15 protein-coding genes, 1 tRNA gene and 1 pseudogene are annotated in these 16873 nt (G+C 52.3%); 6 read left to right on the top strand and 11 right to left on the bottom strand.

Translation table 11 applies throughout. From position 1 onward, the window contains the following. Positions 1-40: 40 nt before the first annotated feature. The gene (tsaD, locus tag OGX95_RS11215; RefSeq protein WP_038633989.1) at positions 41-1054 is read right to left on the bottom strand and encodes a tRNA (adenosine(37)-N6)-threonylcarbamoyltransferase complex transferase subunit TsaD; all 1014 of its coding nucleotides are present in this window, start codon (positions 1052-1054) and stop codon (positions 41-43) included. Positions 1055-1290: 236 nt separating this feature from the next. On the opposite strand from tsaD, the gene rpsU reads away from it, so the two are divergent. The 3 genes from rpsU (at position 1291) to rpoD (ending at position 5503) form a co-directional block, all read left to right on the top strand. Then, a complete protein-coding gene (gene rpsU, locus OGX95_RS11210) occupies positions 1291-1506 on the top strand; it encodes a 30S ribosomal protein S21 (protein ID WP_001144069.1) in 216 nt (71 codons plus the stop codon). 238 nt (positions 1507-1744) lie between these two features. Continuing rightward, positions 1745-3490, top strand: a complete 1746-nt coding sequence (gene dnaG, locus OGX95_RS11205) for a DNA primase (RefSeq protein ID WP_286629464.1) — start codon at positions 1745-1747, stop codon at positions 3488-3490. 165 nt (positions 3491-3655) lie between these two features. Next, a complete protein-coding gene (rpoD, locus tag OGX95_RS11200; RefSeq protein ID WP_003024699.1) occupies positions 3656-5503 on the top strand; it encodes an RNA polymerase sigma factor RpoD in 1848 nt (615 codons plus the stop codon). Positions 5504-5554: 51 nt separating this feature from the next. Here rpoD and mug read toward each other — a convergent pair whose 3' ends face one another. After that, positions 5555-6061: a G/U mismatch-specific DNA glycosylase gene (mug, locus tag OGX95_RS11195; RefSeq protein ID WP_286629463.1), complete on the bottom strand. Its 507-nt coding sequence runs from the start codon at positions 6059-6061 to the stop codon at positions 5555-5557. A gap of 124 nt (positions 6062-6185) precedes the next feature. Between mug and OGX95_RS11190 the strand changes: the two genes are divergently transcribed. Further along, positions 6186-6261: transfer RNA gene (locus tag OGX95_RS11190), tRNA-Ile, on the top strand. Positions 6262-6422: 161 nt separating this feature from the next. After that, a pseudogene (locus tag OGX95_RS11185) lies at positions 6423-6654 on the top strand (cytoplasmic protein); the annotation flags it as partial. Here the strand turns inward: OGX95_RS11185 and OGX95_RS11180 are convergent. From OGX95_RS11180 to OGX95_RS11140, 9 genes are all read right to left on the bottom strand, one after another. Next, entirely contained in the window at positions 6630-7595 is a 966-nt protein-coding gene (locus OGX95_RS11180) for a LysR family transcriptional regulator (RefSeq protein WP_286629462.1), read from the bottom strand. The pseudogene OGX95_RS11185 and the gene OGX95_RS11180 sit on opposite strands and share 25 nt — an antisense overlap. Positions 7596-7628: 33 nt before the next feature. Then, a complete protein-coding gene (locus tag OGX95_RS11175; RefSeq protein ID WP_286629461.1) occupies positions 7629-8543 on the bottom strand; it encodes an alpha/beta fold hydrolase in 915 nt (304 codons plus the stop codon). Between the two features lie 61 nt (positions 8544-8604). After that, entirely contained in the window at positions 8605-9231 is a 627-nt protein-coding gene (leuD, locus tag OGX95_RS11170) for a 3-isopropylmalate dehydratase small subunit (RefSeq protein WP_286629460.1), read from the bottom strand. Position 9232: 1 nt separating this feature from the next. After that, positions 9233-10654, bottom strand: a complete 1422-nt coding sequence (gene leuC, locus OGX95_RS11165; protein WP_286629459.1) for a 3-isopropylmalate dehydratase large subunit — start codon at positions 10652-10654, stop codon at positions 9233-9235. Between the two features lie 435 nt (positions 10655-11089). After that, positions 11090-11413: a DUF1889 family protein gene (locus tag OGX95_RS11160; RefSeq protein WP_071887391.1), complete on the bottom strand. Its 324-nt coding sequence runs from the start codon at positions 11411-11413 to the stop codon at positions 11090-11092. 110 nt (positions 11414-11523) lie between these two features. Continuing rightward, positions 11524-13338: a diol dehydratase reactivase subunit alpha gene (locus tag OGX95_RS11155; protein ID WP_286629458.1), complete on the bottom strand. Its 1815-nt coding sequence runs from the start codon at positions 13336-13338 to the stop codon at positions 11524-11526. Between the two features lie 10 nt (positions 13339-13348). Next, positions 13349-13777: a diol dehydratase small subunit gene (locus OGX95_RS11150; protein ID WP_286629457.1), complete on the bottom strand. Its 429-nt coding sequence runs from the start codon at positions 13775-13777 to the stop codon at positions 13349-13351. A 2-nt stretch (positions 13778-13779) separates the two neighbouring features. Then, positions 13780-14364: a propanediol/glycerol family dehydratase medium subunit gene (locus OGX95_RS11145; RefSeq protein WP_040230555.1), complete on the bottom strand. Its 585-nt coding sequence runs from the start codon at positions 14362-14364 to the stop codon at positions 13780-13782. An 11-nt stretch (positions 14365-14375) separates the two neighbouring features. After that, positions 14376-16043 (bottom strand): propanediol/glycerol family dehydratase large subunit, encoded by a 1668-nt coding sequence (locus OGX95_RS11140; protein ID WP_286629456.1) that lies wholly within the window; start codon positions 16041-16043, stop codon positions 14376-14378. Between the two features lie 395 nt (positions 16044-16438). Between OGX95_RS11140 and OGX95_RS11135 the strand changes: the two genes are divergently transcribed. Continuing rightward, positions 16439-16867 carry a GlcG/HbpS family heme-binding protein gene (locus OGX95_RS11135; RefSeq protein ID WP_286629455.1) on the top strand — a complete coding sequence of 143 codons (429 nt, stop codon included), beginning with the start codon at positions 16439-16441 and terminating at the stop codon, positions 16865-16867. Positions 16868-16873 lie beyond the last annotated feature (6 nt).

The following is a 16873-nucleotide window of genomic DNA, read 5'->3' as shown; positions in this document are numbered from 1 at the left end:
CCGGTGGCACTGCGCTTCCCGGGCCTACGATATTGTGAGCTTATGCCGCCGGTAATTCCGCCAGCGGCCAGCGTGGACGTACCGTCACGCCAAGGTCGGCCGTCGCGCCAGCTTTAAAACGCACCATGCCGGCATAGGCGATCATTGCCCCGTTGTCAGTGCAAAATTCCGGACGCGCATAGAACACTTCACCACGGCGTTTTTGCATCATCTCGGCCAGCTTTGCACGCAGCGTACGGTTCGCACTGACGCCCCCCGCCATCACCAGACGTTTAAAACCGGTTTGATCCAGTGCGCGCTTGCACTTGATCATCAGCGTATCGACTACCGCATCTTCAAAGGCTCGGGCGATATCTGCGCGAGTCTGATCGTCATTTTCGTTATTGCGAATGGTATTCGCAGCAAACGTTTTCAGACCAGAGAAGCTGAAATCCAGCCCCGGGCGGTCAGTCATTGGACGCGGGAAGACAAAACGCTTTTCGACGCCCTGTGATGCCAGTTTTGACAGCATTGGACCACCAGGATAATCCAGCCCCAGCAGCTTGGCAGTTTTATCGAATGCTTCACCTGCCGCATCATCAATCGATTCGCCCAGCAGTTCATACTGGCCAATTCCGGTGACGCTAATCAGCTGAGTATGACCGCCGGAAACCAGTAGCGCGACAAACGGGAATGCAGGCGGATTTTCTTCCAGCATTGGGGCTAACAGATGGCCTTCCATGTGGTGTACAGGAATTGCCGGAACGCCCCAGGCAAATGCCAGCGAACGCCCCACGGTTGCGCCGACCAACAGCGCACCAACCAGGCCAGGACCTGCGGTATAAGCTACCGCGTCAATCTCTTTGGCTGTCAGTCCCGCCTCTTTCAGCGCGGCCTGGATCAGCGGTACGGTTTTACGCACATGATCGCGCGAAGCCAGTTCTGGCACCACGCCGCCGTAGTCAGCATGTAATTTCACCTGACTATACAATTGGTTGGCTAAAAGACCTTTTTCATCGTCGTAAATGGCGATGCCGGTTTCATCGCAGGATGTTTCAATGCCCAATACACGCATGACTTGTTTTACCTCGCTCTATTACCGCGCAGTGTAGGACCAATGCGGGTTGATGTAAAACTTTGTTCGCCCCAGGAGTTCCGCTCGTGTATACTCCTTGTCCTTATAAAAGTCCCTTTCAAAATCGCGTCGGTGCTTTACAAAGCAGCAGCAATTGCAGTAAAATTCCGCACCATTTTGAAATAAGCTGGCGTTGATGCCAGCGGCAAACCGAATTTATTAAAGGTGAGAGTTACATGCCGGTAATTAAAGTACGTGAAAACGAGCCGTTCGACGTAGCACTGCGTCGCTTCAAGCGTTCATGCGAAAAAGCAGGTGTTCTGGCGGAAGTTCGTCGTCGTGAGTTCTATGAAAAACCGACTACCGAACGTAAGCGCGCTAAAGCTTCTGCTGTGAAACGTCACGCGAAGAAACTGGCTCGCGAAAACGCACGCCGTACTCGTCTGTACTAATCCATTGAGAGCCAACGCTCTCAATTCAGACTGAGTTGTAGTTGTAAGGCCGTGCTTCCGGAAGGAATGCGCGGCTTATTTTCGTTTATACACGTCATCATTCAAGCTGCCTCTGTGTTGGCTGCAGTCGCTCACCCCAGTCACGTACTAATGTACGCTCCTGAGGATTCGCTCCCTTGCCGCCTTGATGCATCCTGAATGATTTTGTGTATATGAGTCATCAAAAAAACAGGGGCATATGGCTGGACGAATTCCTCGCGTATTCATTAATGACCTGCTGGCAAGAACCGACATTGTCGATCTCATCGACGCGCGGGTAAAGCTGAAAAAGCAGGGCAAAAATTATCACGCGTGCTGTCCGTTCCATAACGAAAAAACCCCCTCTTTCACCGTAAACGGTGAAAAACAGTTTTATCACTGCTTTGGGTGTGGTGCACACGGCAACGCCGTCGACTTTCTCATGAACTACGACAAGCTCGAGTTCGTGGAAACCGTCGAAGAACTGGCCGCAATGCACAACTTAGAAGTGCCCTATGAAGCAGGCAGTGGCCCCAGTCAGATAGAGCGCCATCAACGGCAAAGTCTTTATCAATTGATGGACGGCCTGAACACTTTTTATCAACAGTCTTTGATGCAACCCGCCGCTACCCCTGCGCGCCAGTACCTGGAAAAGCGAGGATTAAGTAGCGACGTTATCACCCGTTTTGCCATTGGTTTTGCGCCCCCCGGTTGGGACAACGTCCTGAAACGGTTTGGCGGCAATCCCGAGAATCGCAAATCGCTGATCGACGCGGGAATGTTGGTCACCAACGATCAAGGACGCAGTTACGATCGCTTCCGCGAACGGGTGATGTTCCCCATTCGTGATAAACGTGGCCGGGTCATTGGTTTTGGTGGACGTGTGCTGGGCGATGCCCTGCCGAAGTACCTGAACTCCCCGGAAACCGATATTTTCCATAAAGGTCGCCAGTTGTATGGCCTTTATGAAGCCCAACAGGATAACGCCGATCCGCAGCGTCTGTTAGTGGTCGAAGGCTATATGGATGTGGTCGCCCTGGCGCAATACGGCATTAACTACGCCGTGGCATCCCTGGGGACGTCAACCACCGCCGATCACATTCAGCTGTTGTTCCGTGCGACGAACAACGTCATCTGCTGCTACGACGGTGACCGCGCCGGGCGCGACGCAGCATGGCGCGCGCTGGAAACCGCACTGCCTTATATGACAGACGGCCGCCAGCTACGTTTTATGTTTTTACCTGACGGCGAAGACCCCGATACGCTGGTGCGTAAAGAAGGGAAAGAGGCTTTCGAAGCCCGAATGGAGCAGGCTTTACCGCTCTCCGCATTTTTGTTCAACAGCCTGTTGCCGCAGGTCGATTTGAGTACCCCGGACGGGCGCGCACAGCTCAGTACGCTGGCGCTACCGCTGATCACTCAGGTTCCAGGCGAAACGTTGCGCATTTATCTGCGACAGGAGTTAGGGAACAAGCTCGGCATCCTGGATGACAGCCAGCTTGAACGTTTAATGCCAAAACTGGCAGAAAATGGGGCTTCCCGCCCTGTTCCACAGCTAAAACGTACGACCATGCGTATACTTATAGGGTTACTGGTGCAAAACCCGGATTTGGCCCCGCTGGTTCCGCCGTTAGGCGCACTGGATCAAAATAGGCTGCCTGGACTTGGCTTATTCAGAGAACTGGTCAACACTTGTCTGTCTCAGCCAGGTCTGACCACCGGACAACTTTTAGAGCACTATCGCGGTACAAATGATGCTGCGACCCTTGAAAAACTGTCGATGTGGGACGATATAGCAGATAAAGATATCGCAGAAAAAACCTTCACCGACTCACTCAACCATATGTTTGATTCGATGCTTGAACTGCGCCAGGAAGAGTTGATAGCTCGTGAGCGCACACACGGTTTAAGCAGCGAAGAACGCCGGGAACTCTGGACGCTGAACCAGGAACTGGCCAAGAAATAAACTGAAAGACAACAGTATTTAACGGCTTAACTGCCGAATATCGATCGGGAAGCCCCCGACAGCCGCACGGAGAGGCAGCGGCAAAATATAAGTATGCCCTCGTTTTGCCGTTGGCGGTTTTACCGCCCAACACCAATCAAACGAATTAAGTGTGGATACCGTCTTATGGAGCAAAACCCGCAGTCACAGCTGAAGCTTCTTGTCCAACGTGGTAAGGAGCAAGGCTATCTGACCTATGCCGAGGTCAATGACCATCTGCCGGAAGATATCGTCGATTCAGATCAAATCGAAGACATCATCCAAATGATCAATGACATGGGTATTCAGGTGATGGAAGAAGCACCGGATGCCGATGATCTGCTGCTTGCCGAAACCTCCAACAGTACCGATGAAGACGCGGAAGAAGCGGCTGCCCAGGTCCTGTCCAGCGTTGAATCCGAAATCGGTCGTACAACTGACCCGGTCCGCATGTACATGCGCGAAATGGGTACCGTTGAACTGTTAACCCGTGAAGGCGAAATCGACATCGCTAAGCGCATCGAAGACGGGATTAACCAGGTTCAATGCTCCGTTGCCGAATACCCGGAAGCCATCACCTATCTGCTTGAGCAATACGATCGCGTAGAAGCTGAAGAAGCTCGTCTTTCCGATCTGATCACCGGCTTTGTCGATCCGAACGCAGAAGAAGACATGGCGCCAACCGCGACCCACGTCGGCTCTGAACTCTCTCAGGAAGAGATGGATGACGACGAAGACGAAGATGAAGAAGACGGCGACGACGACAGCAGCGACGACGACAACAGCATCGACCCTGAATTAGCGCGCGAGAAATTCGGTGAACTGCGTACCCAGTACGAAATCACCCGCGACACGATCAAAGCGAAAGGCCGCAGCCATGCAGCCGCGCAGGAAGAAATTCAGAAGCTGTCTGAAGTATTCAAACAGTTCCGCCTGGTGCCAAAACAGTTCGACTACCTGGTAAACAGCATGCGCGTCATGATGGACCGCGTGCGTACTCAGGAACGTCTGATCATGAAGCTCTGCGTTGAGCAGTGCAAAATGCCGAAGAAGAACTTCATCACTCTGTTCACCGGCAACGAAACCAGCGAAACCTGGTTCAACGCGGCAATCGCGATGAACAAACCGTGGTCTGAAAAACTGCACGATGTGGCAGATGATGTTCACCGCGGCCTGCAGAAACTGCAGCAAATTGAAGAAGAAACCGGCCTGACCATCGAGCAGGTTAAAGACATCAACCGTCGTATGTCCATCGGTGAAGCGAAAGCCCGCCGTGCGAAAAAAGAGATGGTTGAAGCAAACTTACGTCTGGTTATCTCCATCGCTAAGAAATACACCAACCGTGGTCTGCAGTTCCTGGATCTGATTCAGGAAGGTAACATCGGTCTGATGAAAGCGGTTGATAAGTTTGAATACCGTCGTGGTTACAAGTTCTCCACCTATGCAACCTGGTGGATCCGTCAGGCGATCACCCGTTCGATCGCGGATCAGGCGCGTACCATCCGTATCCCGGTACATATGATTGAGACCATCAACAAGCTCAACCGTATCTCCCGCCAGATGCTGCAAGAGATGGGTCGCGAACCGACGCCGGAAGAACTGGCTGAACGTATGCTGATGCCGGAAGACAAGATCCGTAAAGTGCTGAAGATCGCTAAAGAGCCTATCTCCATGGAAACGCCGATCGGCGACGATGAAGATTCGCATCTGGGAGATTTCATCGAGGATACCACCCTCGAACTGCCGCTGGATTCTGCCACCACTGAGAGCCTGCGTGCTGCAACGCACGACGTTCTGGCTGGGCTTACCGCACGTGAAGCGAAAGTTCTGCGTATGCGTTTCGGTATCGATATGAACACTGACCATACGCTGGAAGAAGTCGGTAAACAGTTCGACGTTACCCGCGAACGTATCCGTCAGATCGAAGCGAAGGCGTTACGCAAACTGCGTCACCCGAGCCGTTCTGAAGTACTGCGCAGCTTCCTCGACGATTAATCTCGTTACAGCCGTATAAGCATAAACGCCACCGCAAGGTGGCGTTTTTATTTACAGCCCGCGCATAATTAGCGCGTCATTCAACTCCCGATACGCTCCCACTAACGTATCCAGCGTCATACGGCTTAACCCACTGGGGTTCGGCAATACCCAAATCTGCGTTGCACCAATCGTCAGTGTCTGTTTTCCCCACTGCGCGCCACGTTGACTGAACCCCTGCTCAAATGCCTGCTTCCCGAGGATTGCGAGCGCATCTGGCTGGTACTCTTCTATCTTCCCGATGAGCTTACGGCCACCGCTACGCATCTCCTGTAGCTTAACCTCATTGGCCTGTACCGTTGGTCTGTCGACGAATTTGGTGACACCGCAGCGGAAGTCCAGTAGGTGTTGCGCCTCTTCCGGCTTTAGCTGGCGTTCGGTAAATCCCGCCTGATGGATAACCTTCCAGAAGCGGTTAGCCGGATGCGCGAATGGGAAGCCGGTCCCCGCAGAAGACAGCCCCGGATTGATGCCGCAAAATACCACCCGCAGCCCCGGCGCCAGTATGTCCTTAACCATAATTACTCCGAACAATACATCAAGGGACAAGTATAACGGACTGAAAATACATTGTTTATAAAAACAGCATCCGTACGCTTATATCTGGATTGCAACGCGGAGTTACTTTATAATCCACCGCCACGGCCCCTTAGCTCAGTGGTTAGAGCAGGCGACTCATAATCGCTTGGTCGCTGGTTCAAGTCCAGCAGGGGCCACCAAATTTCAAGGGCTTGCGAGAAATTGCAGGCCCTTTTTAGTACCGATTATTCCTCTCATAAGTTACCCCCAGTGTTTATGCCTTTCAGCCAACGCCATCTGGTCGATATTAATCTTCCCCTCAACCTCCGATAATCGTCACCCAAAAATCAGGAGGTAAAATATGACGCTAAAACCAGGTGAGAACTCCGGTAACAACGGAGGTATCTATGTGGAGGTCGGGCCACGTGGTGGGGTAAAAGATAACTTTGCCACTATCGCGGACAACAAAACCGCGCCACCAACGCAAAGTCCTAAAAGCCACTGGGTGCTGGCAAAAAGAACACCCAACAGTAAACGTAAGTAAGAGCATCCGGCGCCAGCCTACTGCTTACAATCTGTCGAGTGCTTTGCCGCCCGGCAAGCATTGCGCGAAATATTCAGTGAGGAAATCTATGCAGGTTTTGATACGATCAGAGCTTGATGAACGCCGGGTATATACGGCCCAGATATTCGCTTCCTGATACCACTGGGACAATACGTGAACCAGTTCACCGCGTGCAATATACTGCGCAACATCCCATTCCGATCGCAATGTAATGCCATGACCTTTCAGTGCCCAAATGAGCACCACGCTACCGCTGTTGGAAGAATGAAAACCGTTTAGTCGGCAATGTGTCTGCTGCCTGCCATCCGTTAATATCCAGTTGCCAAATGCCGAGTTTTTTTCCTGAATCATCAGGCAATCATGTTGCACAAGCGCACTAACAGACTCTGGTTTACCGTGGCGTTCGAGATACTCAGGGGAAGCACAAAGGATCCGGCGATTAGTGGCCAATTGCCTTGCGATATACAATTCATTGATGTCATCCCCAACACGAATCTCAATATCGACTCCCTCCTCCACAAGATCCACTTCACGATCTGTTAGCATGAGTTTTACCGTGATATCAGGGTAGGCGATCATAAATGACGACAGCGCCTCTGCGACATATTTATGCCCAAAACCAAATGAGCAGTTGATGGTGATATGACCCGCCAACACGCCACGTTGATTATCCAGACGACTGACAAAGCCATCCATTTCACTGACGACCTGCATCGCCCCATCCAGCGCATTTTCACCTTCCGGAGTGAGACGCATCACTCTGTTATTACGGAAAAAAAGCCGGATGTTGAGGCATTTTTCAAGAATAGCGATACGTTTGCTGATATAGGAGGGGGATAGCCCCAGCTCCAGCGCTGCCCGGGCAAATCCACCGTTGCGGGCAACGGTGACAAAAACGAAAAGATCTTCAACAGAAGGCCAGCCCTCAAGAGGCTGGCGATGCTTTTTACCTACAGGCGTCGTTTTCATAACATCGCAGCGAGATGACGGAAAATGACAATGTTATAACACCGATCGCAAAAATGACTGCAGTTTCTGCATGAAGATCTCTGGGATCTCCTCTTGCAGAGAATGCCCGCAAGGCAATGCTTCACCCTGCACGTGCGTCGCTTTTTCTCTCCAGGTATCCACCACATCATACAACTGCCCGACCGTGCCCTGAGCTCCCCACAGCAGCAGTAACGGACACTCAATACGTGCAGACGCATCCGCAGCATCGTCTTCAAGGTCAATCGATGCCGCAGCACGATAATCTTCGCAGACCGCATGGATCATCTCTGGATTCTGGTAACAGCGCAGGTATTCATTGAACGCATCTTCTGATGTCGCCCCCGCAGTTTTCAACTGGCCTGCAATATGCTTACGCAGAAAAAATGCCGGATCGAGCGCGATCATTGTTTCCGGTAATGGAAAAGGTTGGATCAGGAAAAACCACCAAAAATAGCGCGTGGCAAACGCCTTATTGGTTAACGCGTACATTGTGGCTGTCGGGGCTATGTCGATGAACGTGCAACACGTCACACTGTCAGGATAATCCAGGGCCAGCCGATGTCCCACTCGTCCTCCACGGTCATGCCCGACAAAAGCGAACCGCGGATAACCCAAAATCGCCATCAGCATGACAATATCCTGCGCCATCATACGCTTTGAATAGGTACGATGTGCCGGGTCACTCGCCGGCTTGTCGCTGTCTCCATAGCCCCGTAAATCCGGCAAAATCACCGTATGGCTTTTCGCCAATTCCGGTGCGACTTTGCGCCATGTGATGTGGTTCTGCGGATGGCCATGTAAGAGCACCAACGGCGAACCGTTTCCTCCGGTGGCAACCCGGATTGTTAAACCATTTGGCAGCCGTACATCCTTTAATGCAAACCCTGGAATAAATGGAGAAGCGCCGCATTCAATAACTGTACTCATCACTGTCTCCTGTCTTCATTGCTTGCCCGACATTGCACCCGTTTCATCGCCATCTCTTTTCTTAGCCACCTGTGGATACCGGACGCTTTAACCATGGGCGACGTGCGTAATGCTGCGCCTCGAAATTTTCGATCTCTGGCAGATATTGCAGTGTCCAGGCAATCGCATCTTCGCCAGCGGCCAACATCTCTCGTTTGAGTTCACTAATGACAAAAGGAAGTGTTTCGTCTGCTGTCACAATCTCGCAGCGTTCAAGAGAAACCGTGATCAAATTGCTGTCAGCCTTCGCTGCTAACAGTGCCAGACGAGCCAGAGACGCGTCATCCAAAGAGATTGTCAGGATCCCGTTGCGCTGGCAGTTGTCATCAAAAATCCCGGCGAAAGTGGAACCTAACAGCGCCCGGATGCCCAACTGTTTTAATCCCCAAACGGCATGTTCACGGCTCGATCCGCAGCCAAAATTGGGGCCGACCAGCAAAAACGTCGCGTCCTGCCAGCCCGGCATATTGAGAATAAAATCGGGATTAGGCTGACCATTGCCCAGGAAACGGCGATCGAAAAACACCCCTTTATTCAATCCCTGACGATCGATCCCTTTCAGGAACTGTTTCGGCATAATCACATCGGTGTCGATATTCGGTTCCAGCATTGGCGCAATTCGCCCGCTAATTTGCTTAAACGTATCCATCTCATTCCCCCGCCTGAAGTAATGTCCTAACATCGACCAGATGCCCTGCTACCGCTGCTGCCGCGACCATCGCCGGGCTCATTAGATGCGTTCTTGCCCCTGCACCCTGCCGCCCTGGGAAATTACGGTTCGTACCCGATGCGCAGCGATCGCCTGCTGCCAGCACGTCCTCATTCATCGCAAGGCACATTGAGCAACCTGACTGACGCCATTCAAAACCAGCGTCAATGAAGATTTTCGCCAGCCCCTCGTCTTCCGCCTGGCACCTCACCTGCGTTGAACCGGGCACAATAATCCCGCGCACATGGCTGGCAATTTTGCGTCCTGCCACGACTTTCGCGACGGCCCGCAGATCCTCAATGCGACCATTCGTGCATGAGCCAATAAAAGCGTGCGAAATACGAATGTCACTCATCGGCGTACCGGGCCGCAGATCCATATACTGGAGAGCTTTCTCAAGCGCGAGGCATTTAAGTGGATGCGTTTCGTGTTCCGGGGATGGGACATAGCCGGTGATCGCACAGGTTTGATCCGGGCTGATCCCCCAGGTCACTTTAGGCTCAAGATCGAGACAGTCGATCGTCACGGTCTTATCAAAAACCGCATCGGCATCACTACTCAACTGCGACCATTCCTGCAATGCCTGTTGCCAGAGTTCACCTGTGGGCATTTGCGGCTTCCCGTAGATATAGTCAAAAACCTTTGCATCCGGCGCAATAATCGCACCGCGAGCCCCTGCCTCCACGGCCATATTGCAAAGCGTCATTCTCCCCTCAACACTCAGGGCACTGATTGTTTCACCGTCGAATTCGATGGCATATCCTGTCGCGCCATCTGCGCCAGTACGTTCGAGTAATTCAAGAACGATATCCTTTGCAGAACAACCAAAAGGTAATTCACCCTTAACGCTGACACGCAGGGTTTTCAGCTTACGATAGACCAGCGTCTGAGTAGCCAGCAGGTGTTCGATTTCCGACGTACCGATACCAAATCCCAGAGCGCCGAACGCACCGTACGTGGTGGTATGGCTGTCGCCAGCCGCAATCACCATTCCGGGCATGACCAGCCCCTGCTCGTGGGCAACGACATGTTCTATCCCTTGTCGTGGGTCCAGCACATCAAATAACGTGATACCAAAATCAGCGGCATTTTCCCGAAAATAATCAACCTGCAACTGACCGCCGGGATCCGTCATCAGCATATCGCGCTGTGTTCGGGTGGGATTAACATGATCAACATTCAGCAGAAAGGCTTCCGGATGCCGCACCGGCCGCCCCCGTTCCCTTAACCCGCTAAATGCTTGTGGACTGGTATATTCATTGAGTATCGAACGATCGATATAAAGTAAAACATGCCCTTCGTTATCAAGTTCCCGAACGGTATGCGATTCAACTAATTTTTCATACAACGTTTTAGCAGACATAGATATATTCCTGGGGTAACGAATGGCTGAGTAATGAGATATTCGTCAATGAGGCTTTTGGCTATAGTGACACATTCATGAAAAAACGATGATTCCAGGCGGGAAAGTATAAAAACACACTTCGTGTTGGTGAGCAGACGCCGCTCAGAGTAGGTTGCGCTGCGATCACAACGATTCCGCAGGTACCGCTGACCTGATTAGATTCATATTTGTATTTTGCCCAGAGGGACAAAACGAAATGGCGTATTTTATGAAATGGAGATCGTCAGAGGTTAACCAGATAATAAAAACGTGGTTATTTTTAAGATATAGAGTTAGCCACGCGTTTTAAACGCACCAGGATGGCAATCGAGATTAATCAGAATTATGGCAACGCTTTTGGACGCTGCCATCCAGAGATGGAAACGTCCGTTAGCGTTTTATGCGATAGTCAGCTCACACAAGTTCTTTGAGCTGCTCCTGCATATAGGTCGAAAAATACTCTGGATTCTTGATAAGGATACGGTTGCCGGAGGCCACTTTTTCTGCCCATCCGGCCACTTTTTTCGTGAACTCAGGATTCCATCCCTCCTGCTCACCCCGTGCCATCACAACTTCCGGACTCGCTGGCACACCTAAGTCATGCAAATACTTTAAGATTCCCTTAGCGGTACTTTCGTCCATTGAATGGGGTACTGACACCGAGGTGTTCATACCACCAATAAAATCCAATGCTTTCTCAATTGCTGTTGGCATGCTCTTATCCTTAAAATTAACCACGTGAGAGACACATTTATACTATGTACCCAACTCAGCCGGGATATCAAAGAGAACGTTGCCTTTATTTGATTTACCCCGCAGCTAAACGCTTGCGGCGACTGTTTTCTGCGCTATTTTTTTGCTTCCCCGGCTAAAACCAGGCCGGTTGCCACCGCATTACGCGGCCCTTCGGTCCCTCGGATATTGCCCTGTCCTGCGACGACACCGTAATGCGCCAACGCGTCGGTGATCATCTGCGGAATTTCAAAATCCAACGACGAGCCACCCACCAGCACCACAAAAGTGATATCACGAATGGAACCGCCGGGTGACACCTGCCGTAATGCACGCAGGCAGTTCGTCACAAAGACCTTCTCCTTAGCCTGACGTCGCACCAGACGAATTTTTTCCAGCGAAGTCTGGTTATCCACGGGGATCAGCTCGCCGTCTTTCAGATACACCACTTTGGCAAAAACCGACGGGCTGAGTGGTTCGCGGAAAAACTCCACCGCACCGTTCTCATGACGAATACTGAACAGGCTCTCTACTTTCGCCAGCGGGTATTTTTTTATTTCCTCGGCCAGAAACGGATCGCTCAGCCCCAGCTCCGTCTGAATCAACAGGCTGACCATGTTCCCTGCCCCGGCCAGATGTACCGCCTTTACTGCACCTTCGCTATTGATGATGGCAGCATCAGTGGAACCTGCGCCTAAATCGAGGATCGCCAGCGGCGCAGCACATCCAGGCGTCGTTAACGCGCCAGTCACGGCCATATTGGCCTCTACCCCCCCCACTTCAACAGAGGTGTTTAACCGCGCGCTCAACTCGCTGGCAATAGCCTGCATTTGTAAACGATCGGATTTCACCATCGCCGCAATGCCGACAGCATTTTCCATCGAACACTCCCCGGCGATGCCGCCCTGAACCTTACGAGGAATAAACGTATCAACTGCCAGTAAATCCTGAATATGCACCGCGTTCATGTCATGCCCGGACAGCGATGCCATCACCTTACGCACGCGTTCCAGCATACCGCCTGCGTGCGTTCCCGCTTCACCGCGAATGTCACACACAGGCGCACAGGCGCTCATCGCCTGCATGATAGCCTGCGCCCCTTGCGCCACGTCAGCCTCGCCGCCGCGCCTTTCTCCGCGGATAAAGATCTTACCCGCCGGGATCACCCTTGAGCGCACATCGCCCTGCGGCGTTTTCAGCACCACGGCGGAGCGGTTACCAATCAGCGCCCTGGCAATAGGGACGATGGTTTGCGTTTCCTCCGGCGTCAGGGCAAAGAACGTGGCGATGCCGTAGGGGTTAGACAGCGCACGAACAACCTGGCCCGCGGCCGCGACTTCGACCGCCGCCAATACCCCCTCCGGCACTTTTTCCAGCAGCGTGACTTCATCAACCACCGGCATCGTTCTACGCAGGCGATTATTGACCAGTACGCCATCATCTTTTTTCAGGATCGCCGCCACCACGTTGACGCCACGATCCAGCGCCTCATTGATAAGCCAAACGGCTTCGAGGAAATCCATTTCCTCACCCACCAATGGGATCCAACCCTCGGCAAACTGAGGCTCGTTCAACGATGCCAGGCGCTCCACGGCGATCGTGGTCCCCATCCCCACGCCGACCCCGCCAGGGGTTTGCGGGTTATGACCAATCATCGTCGATTCAGTAATGATGGTTTCCGTGATCGTTTCCATCGCCACATCACCAATTACTGGTGCGGCCTCATTGATACAGATTTTCGCCACATCTTTAAGCGACCATGGCGTTTTTTCCAGCGCCTGCTGCAGGGAAGCGACCACCCCGGCAATATTGTCCCGCGTTCCTTTCATGCCCGTGGTCGCGACAATCCCGCTGGCGATAAACCGGCCATGCTGCGCCAACGCCACTTCCGTGGTGGCGTTGCCGATATCAATCCCTGCAATTAACGGCATATTCCCTCCGTCACTGGCTATCTTTACGCAGCTTGTTTCTCTGCTGATACACCTCTGCCGACTCACGCACAAATCCGGCGTTCACTGTCGCATGCCAGGTATGTTCCAGCTCATCAGCGATCGCCTGTAGCTCCGCGAATGAAGAGCGAAACGGACGTAGTGCATTGTAGATTTCCAGAATGCGGGTATCCGGGATGGCAATCAGTTCCGCCGCCCGACGGAAGTTGCGCGCCACGGCGTGACGTTGCATCTGCTCGGCAATCTGCGCCTGATACTCCAGCGTTTGCTGGGAAATACGCACATCCTGCGGCCCCACATGTCCCGCCAGCACATTCTCAAGAGTGATATCGGTTAACGGTTTCCCGGTGGGGGTCAGGATTTTCTCCGGGCAGCGGGTAGCTAAAGGATAATCCTGCGCGGTCATGATGTTGTCGTTCATTGTCATTCCCTTACTAATGCAATATGCAGCGTGACAGGCGCAGCATCCTGCACCACATGCTTGGTTTCTTTAATGTGAAACAACGCGGCTTTGGCCATAAATTTGGGGCGCACCATCTGGTCATTGACCACCGGAACCGGCGAGGGCGACTCTTTGCGTGCATAGCGCGCAGCGTTCTTTCCAATCTGGCGATACGTTTCCAGCGTCAGCAGCGGGGCCTGAGAGAAGAGTTCAAGGTTACTCAGAGGCAGCAAATCACGCTGATGAATAACTGTCGTTCCCTTTGACTGAATACCAATCCCGATGCCGGAGCCGCTGAGGTTCGCCGCATCCCACGCCATAAAAGAGACATCCGAAGTGCGCAGAATTCTCACCACTCGCGCATGCAGTCCCTCTTCTTCAATCCCTGCCACCAGCTCTTTCAGAATCGCGTTGTGCGGCATATCAATCAGGGTTTTATGCTGGTGCTTGCCAAAGGCCGGCCCGACGCCAATCACCACTTCGTCGGCGCGATCGTCTGCTTTTGCCGCCTCACCTTCACTGACCTGCAAGGTAAAAACGGGCTTACGTTCAGTTGTGCATTCCACGATGTACCGCCTTATTCAATCGAACTGGGCTGAACCACACCCGCAATATTTTTAATTTCCGCCCAGCGTTCGGCACTGATGCGATAGCCGGTGCCGGGTCCCTGATAATCATTGATGTCGTTCACGGCGCTGACCACGTCGAACTGACGATCCAGAATGGCCGATGTTTGCAGGTAATCGCCGGTCACGCGCTGTCTCAACATATTGAGAATATTGCTGGCGATATCTTCAAATCCGCTACCGCTTAGCGCCCCGACGATATCCAGCCCGGTAATGTTACGCTTCATCATCTCTTCCACCGCCGCCAGATCTTCCACCACATTGCGCGCAGGCATGTCTTTGCTGCCGTGAGCATAGGTGGCAGCCTCCACTTCCTCATCACTGATTGTCGGCAGGCTCAGTTCGCGGAATACCGCCTGAATAGCCCGTGCCGCCTTGTTACGGATGGCGATGGTTTCTTCTTCAGTTACCGGGCGCAGACCGCCGTCAACCATCAGGTCACGTTGCAGTATGTTGTAATCATCGAAGTCTTCAGCATCGAAGTTAGAGCCAGCAAACATGTTGTCGTAGTTAGGGACGGCGCTATAGCCAGAGAAGATAAAGTCGGTGCCAGGCAGCATCTGCATCAGGGTGCGGGCGGTACGACGAATATCGGAGTGTGAGAAGGTCTGGTCATTGGCCGAGGCCACTTCAAGGTCGAGCATCGACGCAATCAGGTTTTCCGCCAGCACTGCGCGAATACCCGACGGCACTGCGCCCGTCATCCCGATACAACTGACCGCACCGTTTTGCAGCCCCTGCACACCCGCACCCTTGGTAATGAAAATGCAGCGGGATTCCAGGTACAACATCGATTTACTCTCGGAATAGCCCATCAAGGCTTCCGAACCGGTGCCGGAGGTATAGCGCATCTTCAGGCCACGAGATGCATAGGCCGAGGCGAGAAACGCTTTTGACCACGGCGTATCATCGCCATCGGTAAACACCGACTCCGTACCGTAGACCGATACCGTTTCGGCGTAGCTGGTTAACCCGCGCATTCCCAGTTCCAGCTCAGTAGCCTCTTCAACGGAACATTGTGTCAGTACGCCAGGGCGACCACACTGAGAACCGACCAACAGCGCCAGGGCGTTAAACGGCGCATAGCGGGCAATCCCGACCGTCGTTTCCTGCTCGGAAAAACCACGAATCCCCGCCTCAGCGGCATCGGCGGCAATCTGCACCGGATTATCTTTCAGGTTAGTCACGTGACACTGGTTGGAGGGCGTGCGTCGGGCGCGCATTTTCTGCAGCGCCATCATCATCTCTACCACGTTCATTTTTGCCATCACCTCCACCGCTTTCGCCGGGGTAATAGCGGTGGTAATGGCAATGATCTCTTCGCGACTGACGTGGATATCCACCAGCATTCTGGCGATCTCCAAAGCGTCGAGCTGCATGGCGCGCTCGGTTTCAGCCACGTTTATCGCGTAGTCGGCAATAAAGCGGTCAATCATGTCGAACTGTGCGCGGCTCTTGCCGTCCAGTTCCACAATACGACCCTTTTCCACCCTCACAGAAGAGGCCGGATCGTAGGGACTTTCCATGGCTATCAGACCTTCTTCCGGCCATTCGCCAATAAGCCCATCCTGATTTACAGGACGCTTCGCAAGGACTTCGAATCGTTTTGATCTTCTCATAGTTTATGGACTCAAAAGATAAAGAATAGGGACGCCAGGCTGTATCGCTGGTGCTCTACCACCCCAGCAATCGCCTTTATCAGCAATAGCCGAACTTTAAATGAGCAGGCCGATAAAAAAATAAAATTAATTACGTTCCAATTTGATACATATTTAAATGTCAGCGTTTCATATTGAAACGGTCAACAGGAATATCCACAAAGAATTGTGACACGCTTAAATGATCATTATCAATAAATGCCGAACGCAGGAAATAAAATTAATACTTTAGAAAAAACCACGCTATTGACTTAATAACGCGTCGCGAGAAAATACAGAAAACCCAATGAGAAAAAAAATAGCTGTAGCGCGATATTTTTTGCGACCTCAGCCCTACAACCTTGTCAGGAGATACTGTGAATAAGAGCCAACAAATCGCCACCATTACGTTGGCGGCAGCAAAGAAAATGGCGACTGCCGTCGAGGCAAAAGCGCTTGAAATCAACGTTCCGGTGGTCTTTTCCGTGGTTGACCGCGGCGGAAACACGCTACTGATGCAGCGCATGGACGAGGCGTTTGTCACCAGTTGTGATATTTCTCTCAATAAAGCCTGGACCGCCTGCTGTCTGCGACAGGGCACCCATGAAATTACTGATGCAGTACAACCAGGTGCTTCTCTATATGGTTTACAGCTCACCAATCAACAACGAATCGTTATTTTTGGTGGCGGTTTACCTGTTATATTAGACGGACAATTAATCGGTGCTGTCGGCGTTAGTGGCGGTACCGTGGAACAAGATAGATTATTGGCTGAGACCGCACTGAATTGTTTTTCCGAATTATAATTTAAA

It is taken from the genome of Citrobacter sp. Cu233 (genome assembly GCF_030332225.1).
Classification (GTDB): domain Bacteria; phylum Pseudomonadota; class Gammaproteobacteria; order Enterobacterales; family Enterobacteriaceae; genus Citrobacter.
This window is presented reverse-complemented; position numbering and strand designations above follow the sequence as displayed.